The organism is Natrialba sp. INN-245 (assembly GCF_009807105.1).
GTDB lineage: Archaea > Halobacteriota > Halobacteria > Halobacteriales > Natrialbaceae > Natrarchaeobius > Natrarchaeobius swarupiae.
Genome location: NZ_WUBV01000030.1, coordinates 1 through 14816 on the forward strand (window position 1 = coordinate 1; position 14816 = coordinate 14816).

At 59.4% G+C, this 14816-nt stretch carries 13 protein-coding genes; 10 read left to right on the plus strand and 3 right to left on the minus strand.

Going from position 1 to position 14816, the window contains the following annotated elements; all coding sequences use genetic code 11:
* Positions 1-85 precede the first annotated feature (85 nt).
* The gene (locus tag GRS80_RS09610) at positions 86-1228 is read right to left on the minus strand and encodes a transposase (RefSeq protein WP_235019702.1); all 1143 of its coding nucleotides are present in this window, start codon (positions 1226-1228) and stop codon (positions 86-88) included.
* 3 nt (positions 1229-1231) lie between these two features.
* Positions 1232-1381: a DUF2080 family transposase-associated protein gene (locus GRS80_RS09615; RefSeq protein WP_160047368.1), complete on the minus strand. Its 150-nt coding sequence runs from the start codon at positions 1379-1381 to the stop codon at positions 1232-1234.
* A 430-nt stretch (positions 1382-1811) separates the two neighbouring features.
* On the opposite strand from GRS80_RS09615, the gene GRS80_RS09620 reads away from it, so the two are divergent.
* The 5 genes from GRS80_RS09620 (at position 1812) to GRS80_RS09640 (ending at position 7692) form a co-directional block, all read left to right on the plus strand.
* Positions 1812-2732, plus strand: a complete 921-nt coding sequence (locus GRS80_RS09620) for a hypothetical protein (protein WP_160047369.1) — start codon at positions 1812-1814, stop codon at positions 2730-2732.
* A gap of 551 nt (positions 2733-3283) precedes the next feature.
* Positions 3284-4444, plus strand: coding sequence for a DUF1616 domain-containing protein (locus tag GRS80_RS09625; protein WP_160047370.1), 1161 nt, complete (start codon positions 3284-3286; stop codon positions 4442-4444).
* Between the two features lie 58 nt (positions 4445-4502).
* Positions 4503-5258 carry an ABC transporter ATP-binding protein gene (locus tag GRS80_RS09630; protein ID WP_160047371.1) on the plus strand — a complete coding sequence of 252 codons (756 nt, stop codon included), beginning with the start codon at positions 4503-4505 and terminating at the stop codon, positions 5256-5258.
* Positions 5255-6457, plus strand: coding sequence for an ABC transporter permease (locus tag GRS80_RS09635; RefSeq protein WP_160047372.1), 1203 nt, complete (start codon positions 5255-5257; stop codon positions 6455-6457). Before GRS80_RS09630 ends, GRS80_RS09635 begins: the two co-directional genes overlap by 4 nt.
* A 5-nt stretch (positions 6458-6462) precedes the next feature.
* On the plus strand, positions 6463-7692 hold the full coding sequence (locus tag GRS80_RS09640) for an ABC transporter permease (protein ID WP_343161521.1): 1230 nt from the start codon (positions 6463-6465) through the stop codon (positions 7690-7692).
* Between the two features lie 205 nt (positions 7693-7897).
* On the opposite strand, the gene GRS80_RS09645 is transcribed toward GRS80_RS09640, so the two are convergent.
* A complete protein-coding gene (locus GRS80_RS09645) occupies positions 7898-9373 on the minus strand; it encodes a PGF-CTERM sorting domain-containing protein (RefSeq protein ID WP_160047373.1) in 1476 nt (491 codons plus the stop codon).
* Positions 9374-9607: 234 nt separating this feature from the next.
* On the opposite strand from GRS80_RS09645, the gene GRS80_RS09650 reads away from it, so the two are divergent.
* The 5 genes from GRS80_RS09650 (at position 9608) to glmU (ending at position 14757) form a co-directional block, all read left to right on the plus strand.
* On the plus strand, positions 9608-10735 hold the full coding sequence (locus tag GRS80_RS09650) for a hypothetical protein (RefSeq protein WP_160047374.1): 1128 nt from the start codon (positions 9608-9610) through the stop codon (positions 10733-10735).
* A 40-nt stretch (positions 10736-10775) separates the two neighbouring features.
* A complete protein-coding gene (locus tag GRS80_RS09655) occupies positions 10776-11057 on the plus strand; it encodes a hypothetical protein (protein ID WP_160047375.1) in 282 nt (93 codons plus the stop codon).
* A 43-nt stretch (positions 11058-11100) separates the two neighbouring features.
* Positions 11101-12210 carry a DUF4350 domain-containing protein gene (locus GRS80_RS09660; RefSeq protein WP_160047376.1) on the plus strand — a complete coding sequence of 370 codons (1110 nt, stop codon included), beginning with the start codon at positions 11101-11103 and terminating at the stop codon, positions 12208-12210.
* Entirely contained in the window at positions 12207-13214 is a 1008-nt protein-coding gene (locus GRS80_RS09665) for a MoxR family ATPase (RefSeq protein ID WP_160047377.1), read from the plus strand. The genes GRS80_RS09660 and GRS80_RS09665 overlap by 4 nt, the downstream gene beginning before the upstream one ends.
* A 361-nt stretch (positions 13215-13575) precedes the next feature.
* Positions 13576-14757, plus strand: a complete 1182-nt coding sequence (gene glmU / locus GRS80_RS09670) for a bifunctional sugar-1-phosphate nucleotidylyltransferase/acetyltransferase (RefSeq protein WP_160047378.1) — start codon at positions 13576-13578, stop codon at positions 14755-14757.
* The last annotated feature ends 59 nt before the right edge of the window (positions 14758-14816 follow it).

Below are 14816 nucleotides of genomic sequence, written 5' to 3' on the forward strand. Positions count from 1 at the left end.
AGATTTTCACGAAGTTGACCGATCAGCTGAGTTTCGCAGGCTCCTGGATCGAAAATCACCTCGACGGATTCATCCAGAAGTTGCGTTAATCACTATGCGATTCTGAGGACGTTGATTCGGGACAGCCCGTCCCTACTTGCTTCAGTCCACGTACCAAGATGTTGTAGGCCGCGTTCCAGTCCCGATCGGCGGTGAACCCGCACGATGGGCAGGAGTGTTCGCGGACCCACAGCGGCTTGTCGGTCTCGACACCGCAGGCCGCGCACTCTTTGGTCGTTCCGGCCGGATCGACAGCAACGAAGTGCGTGCCTTCGCGTTCGCACTTGTATTCGAGCATCCGCAGGAACGTTCCCCACGCCGCCCCGGCACGGTTGCGGCTGTTCGACGGGAGTTCCATCAACCCCTTGGCGTCAAGGTCTTCGACGGCCACAAGGTCGTACTCTCGAGCGTAGTGGTTCGAGAGCTTGTGCAAGAAGTCCCGACGTTTCCGTTGCAGATCGGCGTGACGTTTGGCGACGGAACGCTGTTGCTTGCGGTAGTTCGCCGATCCGTGCTCTTTGCGTGAGAGTTTCCGTTGCTCGCGTTCGAGCCGGTCGCGTTCGTCGGACAAGTCGGGGCGTTCGACGGCGGTGCCGTCGGTGTCGTGAGCGTACTTCAGGATACCCACATCGATCCCGACGCACTTCTCGAGCGTATCCGGTTTCGACGGTGCATCGTCTTCGGTTTCGATCCCGAGCACGGCGAACCACTCGCCGGTCGGTTCCTGCTTGACGACGACCTCTTTGATCGTAGCGTCGTCGGGAATGTTGCGGTGGTAGACCATCGGAATATCGCCAATTTTGGAAAGAGAAAGCACAGTACAGCCACTCGTGTTGTTGAGTTCGAAGCCGGTTTGACTGTACTTGATCGAGCGGTATTCCTGCGGGGCCTTCCACTTGAGTTCGCCGACGCGGTATCCGTTGTCCTTCCGCGCTTTCAGCGTCGAGAGATTGTCGTACAAGCGCTGCACGACCTTCTGCAGCACCTTCGAATGGACTTGTTTCAGGTCGGTCCACCAGTCCTTGAGGTCGGGGAGCACCGACTGCTCGGAGTAGGCCGATGTGTCGTCCTTTCGGTTGAGCCGGTGCAGAAAGTGGTTGTAGACCTGTCGGCAGGTATCGACAGTCCACGCTAACCGCTCGTGGAGTTCGTCGGTCGGCTTGAGCCGATACCTGTAGTTGTATCGCATGGTTTACTCGTCTTCGTCGTTTGGATTGGTCACGCGGACGACTTTGACAGTGGCACCTCGCCATCGCTTGGGAACGAGTACGTGAGCACCGTTTCCGGTTGGTTTGACTTCGGCTTCGTGGACTTCGTGTCCTTCGACCTCGTACCGATCCATTACCAATGTTTAAACTACGTAGAAACATAAAGCTGCCGGTAGCGTGGGCCTGCGTACCTGCTGTAGAACAGTCCAAAAAACACGAGCGGCGTTGACGAGATGCTTCGCGTCTCGTTCGCACACCAGAAATCTCCGATTTCTGGGGACGTCCTCAGAAACGCTCGCGTTTCTGATGGGCTACACAAGAGCTTGCTCTTGTGAACGCTGTATCCCCTCCCTGCTCGCGCCTTCGGCACTCGCTGAGGAAGGGGCATTAGCGCCTATTTCCTGGTAAACAGTTACCCGAGTATGAATCCTGTAGAAGATCGTCAATGCCGCTGGTGCCAGCACCTGACGAACGTGAAAACCGTTCTCGGATAGAACGTCCGTCTCTAACGCTGTCAACACCCCCATAAGAATAATGATTCGATAGTACAATCCCTCTGGTAGAATGGGTAGGGGACCAGTCTCGTCGAACGAGATTACTCAAATCTACGTGGATCTCGTTGAGGACATACGTATACGGGAAGGAGAGATTCAGGAAGAACTTCCGGTTGACACGACCGCAGAGATTCACACTCATTTAACTGAAATCGTCGAGGACTGGGAAACGGGGCGGAAATCACTTCGGACCATCCCAGTCTGTAACGCCTATGCCCGTCAACTAGAGGGCCCAATTGACGATTCCTTGAAACGGCTACTCACGGGTCTTGATGCCAGTGTCAACGTCTTAGATGATATCATTGACACACGAGAACTTTCCCCGGAAACCAGAATCGCACTAACGACCAACGTGGCGTTTTCATCCGTATTACTCGCGGAGAACTGTCCGTCAGACAGACGTAACGAACTCGCCGAAGAGCTCCGCGATTATTTCACTATCCTTTTTCAAATTCCGTTAGTAGAGCAACAATTGTGTTCGTCACTGGCTCAATCGAACGACCAGAGCGAACAACGACGGGCTGCAGAGCAAATGTATGCATACCGGTCTCGAGATATCGATGGGTTCGTCCGTATCTCAGCGAAATTTTATGATCTCGACCCAAAAGAGATGCAGCAACTGCTCCATGATCTCCGCGCCTATCGGTGCCGGCATCTGTTGTTCAAAGACATCCGTGATGTCAAGCGGGACTTGGTTGACGAAGATCTCACTCCGATAATCCAGTTATTGCAATGCCACGAGTCGATAGATGATATCACGAACGTTATCGATGACCTGTATCTTCGCTTTACGTATTCAAAGAAAGGAGATGACATCTACGGGGACATCCTCCGAGAGTTCGAGAACCAGCCCGATGATATTCACTCGACTCTTCGTGAACTGAAAGCGGAGGTCAGTTCAGAGAACGGTTTGTTATCGCATTTGGACTAATACGGACTGCCATGAGTCGGGACCGGTCGATTGAACAACGGCGGACGATCAACCGACAATCAGTTGTCGGTCGATGGTCGGTTCCTCGAGCCCTGGTTTTCGACAACACCGACGGCGTCTACGACGACGTTTGCAGGGATATCGCCATTGTCGATTCTGTGATACGTTTCGTGTTCTACGACATTCAAGATTGATTATATGGCGAAATAAGGGACGGAGAATATAACAACCATCGATACAATTTTTAACACTAATATTTATTGGTTGGCCAAATAATTAGATAAGTAAGTATTGTTGCTCGACTACCGTTGCCTGACCCAAAACGTCTGGAGGATTACCGGGCCTCGAGGCAGCACACAGCGAGGAGAGTGGGATAATGACAACTATAGTAATAAATTCAACGATAGACACATTGATCGCCGATCTGTCTGGCGATTAGATGTACAATGACGTGCAGTGACTACGATACTACTGCGCGGACTCGTGTATAGCCGTCGTCGCATCCAACACATCGACCGACTTTTGATACCGCCGGTCCCAACAGTAGGTGAATGGTCGATCGACGGTCTCTCTGGTTGCTTCTTCCCGCACCGCTTCGGGCTCTCCCGGCGGATCTGGCGGCCGTCGTTATAGCGACACTCGCGGTCAACGTCAGTGTGTTTGCTCCGGTCGTTCGCGAGACGCCGCTTCGAGTGTTCGTCGGACTCGTGTTCGTCCTCTTCGTTCCCGGCTACGTGTTCGTCGCTGCCCTGTTCCCCGAGGCGGGTGAGTCACCGGCAGGCGTGGTCGACCCGAAGAAAACGGACGGGACCGACGACGGAACGACCGGGGAGTGGGGATCGGAATCGACGTGGGGCGACGATCGCTCGACGACAAGCGAGGAGACGAGTTCGTTCGTCGCAGGCGAGATGGACAGTCGGGAGGGTATCGACGGCATCGAGCGCGTTGCGCTTTCGTTCGGTCTGAGTATCGCGATCGTTCCGCTGATCGGTCTCGCACTCAATTTCACTCCGTGGGGCATCCGACTCGTCCCCATCATGATCGCAACGACGGGATTTACGCTTCTCGCGGCGGCCATCGCGACGATACGGCGCTGGCAAGTGCCACCGGAGGACCGGTTTTCCGTCCCCTACCGGGAGTGGTACGAGACGGGACGATCGGAGATGTTCGAGCCCGAATCTCGAGCAGACGGCCTGCTGAACGTCTTGCTTGTCCTCTCGATTCTGCTGGCAGTCGGCAGCGTAACGTTCGCAGTCGTCGTTCCCCCGCAGGGCGAACAGTTCTCTGCGGTGTACATCCTGACCGAAGACGACGACGGCGACCTCGTCGCTGACGGGTATCCAACAGCGGTTGAGTCGGGCGACTCCGCAGAGATCGTCGTCGGTGTCGACAACAACGAACACCGTACCGTCGAGTACACGGTGGTCGTTGTCGAGCAAGACGTCGAAATCGTACCGAACGAGACGGCCACCGACTCGAGTGATCCACCGGTAAACGAGACCGTCGTCACCGAACAGAACGAACTCGATCGATTCGAGACGCGTCTCGAGCACAACGAATCTTGGCATCACAGCCACGAGTTCGAACCGACGATCACCGGCGACGATACGCGTATCGTGTGGCTGTTGTTCCCCGAGGACGTTCCCGAGGAGCCGTCGATGGATGACACCGAGTACACCGTTCACCTCTGGGTCGACGTCGAAGAAACGTAGCTGCCTCGACCTTGACAAATCGAGACAGTTACCTGTCTCGAGAGTCCTTGTCACCCACATGGCGATCCCCGCGCCCGACCACCGCACGACGCATCCTCCAATCGTCGCCGCCACCAACGTTACGAAGGTCTACACACGGGGATCCAGACCGGGTCGATTCGGTCGATTACTCGGACGGTCGGAGCCGCCGACGGTCGAGGCGGTGTCCGACGTCTCGCTTACGATTCAACCCGGCGAGATCGTTGGCCTCGCCGGGCCAAGCGGCAGCGGAAAATCGACGCTCTTGCACCTGCTCGCCGGACTCGAGGTGCCGACGGAAGGATCAGTACGGTTCCAACAGACGGATATCGCGTCGTACTCGACGCGAAGGCGAACCAGACTCCGCCTCGAGGAGATCGGGATCGTCTTCCAGCGGTTTCACCTCGTCGATTCGTTATCGGCTCGAGCGAACGTAGCGCTCCCGCTGGTCGAACTGGGTGTCGGGAGACGAAAACGCCGGGAACGGGCAACGGAGATGCTCGATCGGGTCGGCCTCGGCGACCGACTTGGTCACAAACCCAGAGAACTCAGCGGCGGTGAGCAACAACGGGTCGCGATCGCCCGGGCCCTTGTCACCGATCCAGCGCTCGTCGTCGCTGACGAACCGACGGGCGAACTCGACACCGAAACCGGAGAACAGATCCTCGCGGAGTTCAGACGCGTCGCAACGGAACGAACCGTCGTGCTCGCCTCCCACGACCGTGAAACACTTGCAATCGCCGACCGGATCGTGCGGTTACACGACGGAACGATCGTCGAACAGGGCGACGAATGAGTCTTCGAACCCGTCTTACCCGCTGGAGCGGGCTGGTCACCGTAAGCGTCCGTCGGACGCTCTCACGGGCGACCGATACGGATCAACAGCGCATTCAGTTTACCGTTCTCGGCGTCGCAGTAACGATCGCCCTGCTTGTCGTCGTGACCGGAATCGGGGTCGGACTGGCGACGAGTACGACCGTCTACGACGACGACGTCGATTACTGGATCGTCCCCGAAACGGACGGCGATCGATCGCTACTGGTTGCGACCGACCAGCCCCAGTTCGGTTCCGTTCACGAAGCGAACGATCGAATTCGAGATCACGACGACGTCACGTTTGCCTCACCGGTGTTAGCCGAGGTGTTACGGGCCGAACACGGCGATACGTCCGAGTTTGTCCTCGTCGTCGGTGTGATTAACTCAGAGGGACTCGACCAGGTTGCCGGGATTTCGACGACCGGCCTCTCGGCCGACGATCCCTACTACGACGGGGGAGAACGGACGGGAGAGGTCGTTCTCTCACAAAGCGGCGCGGAGTTACTCGAGAGTCCGCGCGGTGAACGGATAACGATCGCAAACGAGGAGTTCACCGTCGAGCACACGGACGCCGGAAACATGGGCGCAGGTGGGGTTCCGATTGCGCTCGTCCAACTGAGCGAACTCCAGGAACTGACCGGAGCCGACGAGTACGATCAGGCGGATCAGTTCGTCGTTGGAACGACCACACCCGAGGTCCAGTCCGACCTCGAGGGGCTGTATCCGGAGTCGAACGTCCACACACGCGGTGAGATGACTGCGGCGGAGATCGCCGACTCGGATATTTCGCTCGCACTCGCGCTCGCCGCCTTCGTCGTGTCACTCGTCATCGGAACCCTCTTCGTGTTGACCACGGCCGGTCTCGAGATCGTCGCAGATCGAACCCAACTGGCCACGATGTCTGCGATCGGTGTTACGACGCGAAGTCAGCTGGTGCTCACCGGGGTACAGACGATGATACTGACCGGTCTCGGCGGTCTCGTCGGGTCGATCGGTGGGCTCGGCTTGATCTGGCTCACGAATACCGTCGCGATGGAGACGCTGACGACCGAGCCGATCGCCGTCTCCCATCCGCTGTTCGTCGCCTACGGCGTCCTCGTCGCTCTCGTCATCGGCGTCGTCTCGCTGCCGTATCTTCTGGTTCTTACACGTCGCGTGACCGGGGGTGTGCCGTCGTGAGTCGGATCCGACGATGGGGCGTACGCATCAGGGTCGCGGGAGGGATCACACTCAGCCAACTTCGCCATCAAAAGCTTCGGCTCGGTCTCGCAATTATCGGGATCTGTCTGGCCGTCCTCGCGATGACGCTCCTCGCTGGAACCGGCGTGGGTGTCCTCGAGACGGGTGGACAACAGTTCGACGCTGCGGATCGGGATCTGTGGATGACGGCAGGCGAGACGCGACTGACACCGACGGGCGGCGGTGGCTTCGAGAACACGTTGTACGATTCACGCAACGTCTCCGCCGCCGTCTCACAACAGGAGGGCGTCCGGAACGCGGTCCCGCTCGCGTTCGAAACGGTCTACGTCACGACCGAGGATCGAGACGAGTTCCAGACGTTCGTCGGCAGCGGCACGCCCGGGGGCGGCTCGAGCGTTCAGGTGATCGAAGGAGAGTCCCTCGACGGCGATCCATACTACGCTGGCGGGACGTACGACGGCGAACGGACGAACGACGTACTGATCGATCAGGAGACGGCACGGAGCCTCGACGTCGAGGTCGGTGATACGGTCTACGTCGGCGGCTCCCACGCCGCTGCGAGGGACAACGAGATGACCGTGGTCGGTATCTCACCGACGTTCGGACAGATGCTCGGGACACCGACCGTGGTGATGCCACTGAGCGAACTCCATCAGGTAACCGGATCGACCCAGACCGAGCCCGCGACGTTCATCACGATCACGCTCGAAGACGACGCAGAAAGCGAGGTCGTCCAGCGTGAACTGCAAGCACAGTATCCGGAGTACGAGATTCGCTCGAATCAAGAACAACTCGATGCGGTGTTAGAAGAACAGGTCCTGGTACTCGCCGCTGGGTTTACCCTGGTGGTACTCGCAGTCGGGACAGGAATCGCGTTGACGGTCAACCTCCTCGGACTCATCATCTACCAGCAGCGACAGGCGTTCGCAGTGCTCAAGGCCCAGGGGATCTCCTCGAGTCTCCTGATTCTCACCGTCATCGGGCAGGGGTTGGCAATCGGTGTGATCGGTGGGGTTCTGGGCGGGGCGCTCACACCAGCTGGCGTCGCCCTCCTGAATCGGTTGACGACCGCAGTGGTTGGCTTCGACGGACTGGTGCAGTTCGAGCCTCGAATCGTCGGTGGATCGGTCACGATCGCGGTCGTGATCGGGACGATTGCAGCGGCGATCGCCGGCTGGCGAATCAGTCGGACGCCGCCGCTCGAACATCTTTGAGACGGTTTACTGTCGGTCAGGTCCCGTATACCTGCGACCCGGCCGGCGGGCGCGCCGGTCAATCGGGACAGAAACCGGCCTGAGACGGGCCAGTCGACGTCGTCCGGGGCCGACTCGACACCTCCGAGCGAGACTTCGTCTCACGTCGACGGTCGAGGGGCGATAATCCCAAAGAAAATGACGCGGGTCGACGCCGGCTCGGTGCCTACGCCATCCGGCGAATCGTGAGCAACGCGATCGAGAGCAACGCAACCAGCGCCGCAGTCACACCGAATCCAGGGACCGTATCATCGTCTTCGACGGGTTCGTCGTCATCAGTCGGGGCATCATCGTCTTCGACGGGTTCGTCGTCGTCGGTCGGGGCATCATCGTCGTCGACTGGGTCGTCGTCAGTCGGGGCGTCATCGTCTTCGACTGGGTCGTCGTCAGTGGGGACGTCATCGTCATCGTCGTCCGATGGCGCAGCCGGAGCACCGCCGCCGGTACCACCGCTACTGCCTGTGGATGTCCGTTCCTGAATCGAGATCGTTCCCGTGTTCGTCTCGAGTTGCGTTCCATCGTCGTCGACGGCGATGTGGACCCACTGGTATTCGCCCTCGTCCCAGTCCTCAGGCGTTCCGACGGTGATATCCTGATGATCACTGTCGCCGACCAGTCCAGTTGCCGACGCCTGGAGAGTCACGCCGTCTGCCTCGAATTCGACGTCGTCGAGTTCGTCTTGCTCACCGGCGGCAAGTGCAAAGAGTTCCTCGAACGAGGTCGTCCCAGCAGCGTGTCTCTCACCGGGAGCGTTCCCGAAGAGATCGAAGTCGTCGTCGACGCTGGTCACGCCGTAGACCTCCTCGATCGACGTCTCGATCGAGAGATCGTCGACGGAGATATCGTCCATATCGGTCGAATCAACGCCGATGACAGTACTCTGGTCGCTGAACGTGTCGCCGTCGTACAGAACCACGGCGTGGTGGACGTCAGTCGCAACGATGTCCGTATCGGCGACAACCTCGACGTCGTCACCAGGTGCGGTCGTTGTAGTACCAGCGAGAGAGGAGGTGCCATCTTGGACGGCAAACGTTTCAACTCCGTGGAGGGTTCCGCCGTCGGACGGGAGAACCAGATCGCCATCGGAGAGGGTGACGTCCTCGGCAGCGTCCGTTCCGATCACGACCGCGACGTACTGTCCCGTCTCTGCATCCGTGTACGAGACCTCGTTGCTGTCCTCGAGCGACCAGCTATCCTCGAACTCGACGTTCTCGTTGAGTGACTCGGTCGGCGTATCGAACAGACCCAGCAGTTCACCCTGATCGAAAGCGGTCCCCTCCGAGCTGGTCTGGCCGATGAACAACTCGAGGTCGTCGTCCTCGTCGGTGTTCGCCATGGCCTCATCGAAGGTGAGTGGAACTGCTTCTCCCGCCGTGAACACCCCGATGGAGTCGCGCTCGAGGGAGTTTGCGCTTCCGAAGTTGACATCGATCAAAATGTCCTGATTATCGACGACAGTGGCTCCGTCCGCACTCTCGTAGTCTGCTTGCAGCGTAAACGGAGTCTGCTGGTCGACGGAGAGTTCCTGTTCGTCAGTGGACACCTGTTCCTGTGCCGGTGTCGGTGCCGCACCCGCAACACCAGCCAGTGGTGCCAGTAGCATGACCAGCACCATGCCACCTGTGACAGCTAGTTTAGACATGCTCGCATCACTATCTTCTTGTTAGTTATTTCTTTCTACTTGCACATATAATAACTTTCACACAAATGTGGTGGCGGTCGGTACAACAGGGTGGTGACAGAAAATAACTCGTGGGCGAGTTCGTTCCACTATTTCTGTTGGCAATCAGGGGCTCGGTACCCCCGTTTACACTCGTTTCGATGAGAGAGTGTCAAAACCATACCTGTAATATACCCAGCGACTCAGTACCGCAGTATGGACGAATCCTCGCCATCCTACTTCGCCGCGCTCGTGGTCGTCGTAGTCGTAGTAGGGGGTATCGTCGGCGTCTCGTCGGTGGCATTCGCCGGCGGGTACAGCCTTTCGATGGCAGACTCGGTCGAGACGCCCGAACAGACCGTCTCCCCCGGTGAGCGCACGTACGAAATTTCGTCGGTCGGAATCGTCGACCAGGGAGATCCCATACACGTCACCGGGACCGGAACGGACCGAACCGTCGAACTGCTCAACGCAGACGGTGATCTCGTCGCGACCCACGATCTAGAATCACAGATGACGTTCGAGACGTCGTCGCTTGAGCCCGGCTCGTACGTCGTCGCGATCGACGCTCCAGGTGTCGATTACGAGGACGTGTATCCCGTCGTCGTCTCCGCGTACGACCTCGAGACTAGCCATCCCAGTACGGCCGACGCCGATGAGGAGATCGACATCGACGTCACGGTAAGCCAGGATGCAAGTCAGGCGGAACTCGGAACCGTTCAGGTTGCCGTCTGGAACGACGACACCGTCGTTCACACGGACGCAACACACGACTCCGGTGACGTCTACTCGGCGACGATATCCACCTCGGAACTCGACGTCGACACGGAGTACAGCGTCTACGCTGTGGCACAGGGGACAGAAGAAGTCGATCTAATCGGGGAACACGAGCTGTTAGGTGTCAGCGACGACGGGACGGTGACGATTACCGAGTCTACCGACGACCAGCCTCCCGAGAACGGTGACGGACCACCACCCGGTGACGGCGACGACGGGTCGGACGATCAGACCGACGAGCCGGATGCCGGCGACGACGAACCGGACTCAGACGATCAACCCGATGAGTCCGACGACGCAGACGCTGAATCAGACGACGAGGAGCAGGGAGACGACAGCACACACACTGACGACGACAGCGATGGGACGAGCGACGATGAGACCACCGAAACGGACGGTAGCTCGTCAGACGAAGACGACGACCAGGAGTCGGAGACCGTCGTCCAACCCAACCCGGACGACGAGGGAGACGACGACTCGAGTTCGGACTCGATTCCGCTGTCCGGTCCGTCGCTGATACTGGTCGGTCTCACCGCGGTCGCACTGTTCACCAGATTTCGGACGTAGCCCGAGAGATTTACAGTGGTTCTCTCACCTAGGATACCCAATGCCGACACGTCGTCGCCAACAGTTCATTTACGGCCAGTTCGCGTGGATGGTGGCGACCGCGTTTTTGCTCGTCGTGCTCGATTCGCTCTCCTACGAACTGTTTTTCGTCCTCTCGTTGATCGGCATACTGATCGTGACCGAACTGACCGCACCGGCCAACGTCACACCCGCGTGGAGACGACGACTTCGGTGGCTGATCGCCCTGGGGCTCGTCGGCTTCGGAATCATCGTCGTCCGGCGTATCCTCGAGATACTCCCACCGGAGGTGCTCCCCTGGTGAGCCGGCGCTCGGAGGTACGCGGGCGACGGATGGGTGAGAGCCGATGAGCGTCCGCAACTGGCTGGGACGGAAAACCGGACGCGATCTGGAGTGGCCGACCGTTCTCCTCGTCGCTCTCGTCGGGGTGTTGCTGGTGGCGCTGTTCGTCGCCGTCAGTACGTCGGGGGCGGCGTTTGGCTTATTTAACCCCTCGTGGGACGGAACGTCCGAATTCCGGGGTGCGATCGAGGACGATCCCGACACCGAGTTACTCTTACTCGAGGCGGCGGTCGACTATCCAACTGACACGGCAAACGAGAGCGTCGCGTTCATCATCGCACCTGAAGAGGAGTACGACGACGAGAGTATCGACGCAATCGAGACGTTTCTCGACCACGGTGGCACCCTCGTCGTCCTCGACAACCGGGAGACGGTAAACCCGCTTCTCTCGGCGATCGGCAGTGACGCGCGTATCGAAGCGGGCGTCGTCTTAGACGATCGATACTACGACAACGGCCCCGCGATGCCGGTCGTCTCACCGACCGGTGAACACGGGTATACGAGCGACGTCGACCGACTGACGCTCAACCACGCTGCTGTCGTCGAATCGGAGACGGCGACGCCGATCGTCTCGACGAGCGACTACGCGTACCTCGCAGCCTCACCGTCCGCGGAACTCGATAGCGATTCGAATCTGACGAGCTATCCGGTGGCGACGGTCGAGTCCGTCTCCGACGGCGAGGTCGTCGTCGTCAGTGATCCGAGTATCGCGATCAACGCGATGTACGAGACGTCCGATAACAGTGAGTTCGTCTCGAATCTCTATACAGATCGTGAGTACGTGCTACTCGATAGTTCACACACCGGGATGGTTCCACCGCTGATCGCCATCCGCGAGACGGTGCGTCACTCACCGCTTGCACACGGTTCTCTCGGGCTCTTTACGGTCGTGACCATTGCCATCGCCTCGAGCGCGAGGGCACGCGGTATTCGGGCTGTAAGTCGACGATATCTTTCGTCTCGAAGGGATGACTCGAGACCCGAGACACGAGAACGTAGCGACGAAGAGCTGGCTGTTACCCTCCGGAATCGGCACCCAGAGCTAACCGACGAGCGCGCCCACAAGTTGATAGCAGCGTTTAACCGATCACGGTCGAAAGACGGCGACGAATGACTCGGACGAATCGGGATCCTGGAGACGACATCCCCACCCCCCAGGAGATCTACGAGCGAATCGATACAACGGTGGGACGGGTGCTCATCGGCAACGACGACGCGATCGAGCAGCTGACGATCGCCGTTCTCACAGGGAGTCATCTTCTCCTCGAGGGCGTCCCCGGCGTTGCGAAAACGACGATGGCCAATCTCTTCGCGCGGGCAAGCGGCCTCGACTATCGCCGCATCCAGATGACCCCGGACGTGTTGCCCGCAGACATCGTCGGCACGCACGTCTACCGCGAACACACCGGTGAGTTCGAGTTGCGACGCGGACCGATCTTCACCAATCTCATCGTCGCCGACGAGATCAACCGTGCGACACCGAAGACACAGAGCGCCCTCCTCGAGGCGATGGCGGAAAACCACGTCACGATCGAAGGGACGACCCTCGAGTTGCCGGATCCGTTCATGGTAATCGCGACGCAGAACCCGATCGAAATGGACGGCGTCTTCGAGTTACCCGAAGCACAGCGTGATCGCTTCCAGTTCAAACTCACCGTCGACCTCCCGGACCGGGACGTCGAAGCGGAGTTGCTCGACCGGTTCGATTCGGACCCGAATCTTGGGCCGTCTGCCATCGACCAGGTCGTCGACCCCGCTGTGCTCGTCAGCGCCCGCCAACAGATTTACGACGTCTTCGTGGCAGAACCGGTCAAGCAATACATTCTGGATCTCGTCTCACGAACTCGGATACACCCGGACGTCGCACACGGTGCGTCGCCGCGGGCAAGCCTCACGTTCCTCCACGGGGCGAAAGCACGTGCCGCGATCAACGGGCGAAATTACGTGATTCCGGACGACGTCAAAAAACTCGCCCGGTCCGTCCTCGTCCACCGTCTCGTACTGAATACGGAGGCGGACATCTCCGACGTTCGACCGGCGGACGTCGTCGCCGACGTCATCGAATCGGTCGACGTCCCCGACGTCCAGCCACGGACGGACTCTGCCTCAGTTTCCTAACGCTCATCTCGTCGTTTCGTCTGCAGGTCTGCTCTATCGTCGTTCCTGATACCGATCACCGACCAGCAGCGGCTGTGGTGGTCGCTCGATCGTGGCAGTCACTCGTAGGGTCGAAACGTCGTTTCGCCGAGAGCAGTATCCTCACCATCAAGAGCGAATATGTTTACAGAAGTACTCGGTTAAATTTGTCTTATATTATAAAACTAATTTCCACCAATATGTTTTATTAGGCGAAATTTCAGGCGTGTACGTATCAACAATCACCGCAGGCAACTCCAGGGAGTGATCGACTCGAGCAATCCCCCTCACCGTCGGCCGAGCACAAATACATAAACGGCAACTCCCACAAAGTGGACGTATCATGCAAACTGTTGTCCTCGCCGCCGGTGAAGGAACGCGAATGCGACCACTCTCCCGAGGCGTTCCGAAGCCGATGCTCCCGGTCGCGGATAGACCGCTCGTTGCACACACCGTCGACGCAGCGATCGACGCGGGTGCCGACGAGATCATCCTCGTCATCGGATACAAAGGTGAAACGATCCGAGAGTACTTCGGGTCGTCCTACCGTGGGGTGCCCGTTACCTACAGCGTGCAGTCCGAACAGATCGGAACGGCGGATGCCGTCGCAGCCGCACGCGACCATCTCAAGGGCCCCTTTGCAGTACTCAACGGGGACAACGTGTACGAGCCGGCCGCGGTCGAGCGGCTGTTCGACCGCTGTCCGGCCGTCTGTGCAATCGAGGTCGACGATCCACGCAACTACGGCGTGCTCAGCACGGCCGACGGGACGGTCACCGACATCGTCGAAAAGCCATCTGACCCGCCGACGAATCTTGCAAACGCCGGCGCGTACGCGTTTCCGGCTCCAGCTCGCGACTGGCTCGAGGTGCCGGCGAGCGACCGCAGCGAACGCGAACTGACCGACGTCCTCGATCGAGTTATCACGGAGTTCACCGTTCGGCCGGTATCGATCGACCGCTGGATGGACGTCGGTCGCCCCTGGGAACTGCTCGAGGCCAACGAGTGGAAACTCACCGAACTCGACCGTCGTCTCGATGGCGACGTCCACGAGCTGGCGACGGTCGACGGCCCCGTCGTCGTCGAGGACGGTGCCACGGTGAACGCTGGTGCCGTACTCGAGGGGCCGATTCTGGTTCGCTCGGGCGCAACGGTTGGCCCAAACGCGTACGTTCGCGGGGCGACGCTGCTCGGCCGAAACGTCTCCGTCGGCAACGGGGTCGAGGTGAAAAACAGCGTCATCCGCCGTGAGACGGCCGTCTCTCACCTCTCGTACGTCGGCGACAGCGTCCTCGGACGGAACGTGAACTTCGGCGCTGGAACGGTGGTCGCAAACCTGCGCCACGACGACGACGACGTCGCGGTAACCGTCAAGGGCGACCGCGTGTCGACCGGGCGACGGAAGTTCGGCGTCGTCGTCGGCGACGACGTCAGTACCGGCATCAACACGAGCCTGCTTCCAGGCGTTACGTTGAGCTCCGGGGAGACGACACACCCCGGCGAGACGCTCGAGCGCGATCGGTAACGCCGGTGCTCGCCGGTCGGTTCTGGGCCGGACAGCCGATTTTATGTCCGTTCGGGCTG

What these genes read in the sequence shown, in the direction of transcription:
- GRS80_RS09610 (WP_235019702.1), bottom strand. Translation starts at nt 1,228, where the DNA reads ATGCGATACAACTACAGGTATCGGCTCAAGCCGACCGACGAACTCCAC.
- GRS80_RS09615 (WP_160047368.1), bottom strand. Translation starts at nt 1,381, where the DNA reads ATGGATCGGTACGAGGTCGAAGGACACGAAGTCCACGAAGCCGAAGTC.
- GRS80_RS09620 (WP_160047369.1), top strand. Translation starts at nt 1,812, where the DNA reads ATGGGTAGGGGACCAGTCTCGTCGAACGAGATTACTCAAATCTACGTG.
- GRS80_RS09625 (WP_160047370.1), top strand. Translation starts at nt 3,284, where the DNA reads ATGGTCGATCGACGGTCTCTCTGGTTGCTTCTTCCCGCACCGCTTCGG.
- GRS80_RS09630 (WP_160047371.1), top strand. Translation starts at nt 4,503, where the DNA reads ATGGCGATCCCCGCGCCCGACCACCGCACGACGCATCCTCCAATCGTC.
- GRS80_RS09635 (WP_160047372.1), top strand. Translation starts at nt 5,255, where the DNA reads ATGAGTCTTCGAACCCGTCTTACCCGCTGGAGCGGGCTGGTCACCGTA.
- GRS80_RS09645 (WP_160047373.1), bottom strand. Translation starts at nt 9,373, where the DNA reads ATGTCTAAACTAGCTGTCACAGGTGGCATGGTGCTGGTCATGCTACTG.
- GRS80_RS09650 (WP_160047374.1), top strand. Translation starts at nt 9,608, where the DNA reads ATGGACGAATCCTCGCCATCCTACTTCGCCGCGCTCGTGGTCGTCGTA.
- GRS80_RS09655 (WP_160047375.1), top strand. Translation starts at nt 10,776, where the DNA reads ATGCCGACACGTCGTCGCCAACAGTTCATTTACGGCCAGTTCGCGTGG.
- GRS80_RS09660 (WP_160047376.1), top strand. Translation starts at nt 11,101, where the DNA reads ATGAGCGTCCGCAACTGGCTGGGACGGAAAACCGGACGCGATCTGGAG.
- GRS80_RS09665 (WP_160047377.1), top strand. Translation starts at nt 12,207, where the DNA reads ATGACTCGGACGAATCGGGATCCTGGAGACGACATCCCCACCCCCCAG.
- glmU (WP_160047378.1), top strand. Translation starts at nt 13,576, where the DNA reads ATGCAAACTGTTGTCCTCGCCGCCGGTGAAGGAACGCGAATGCGACCA.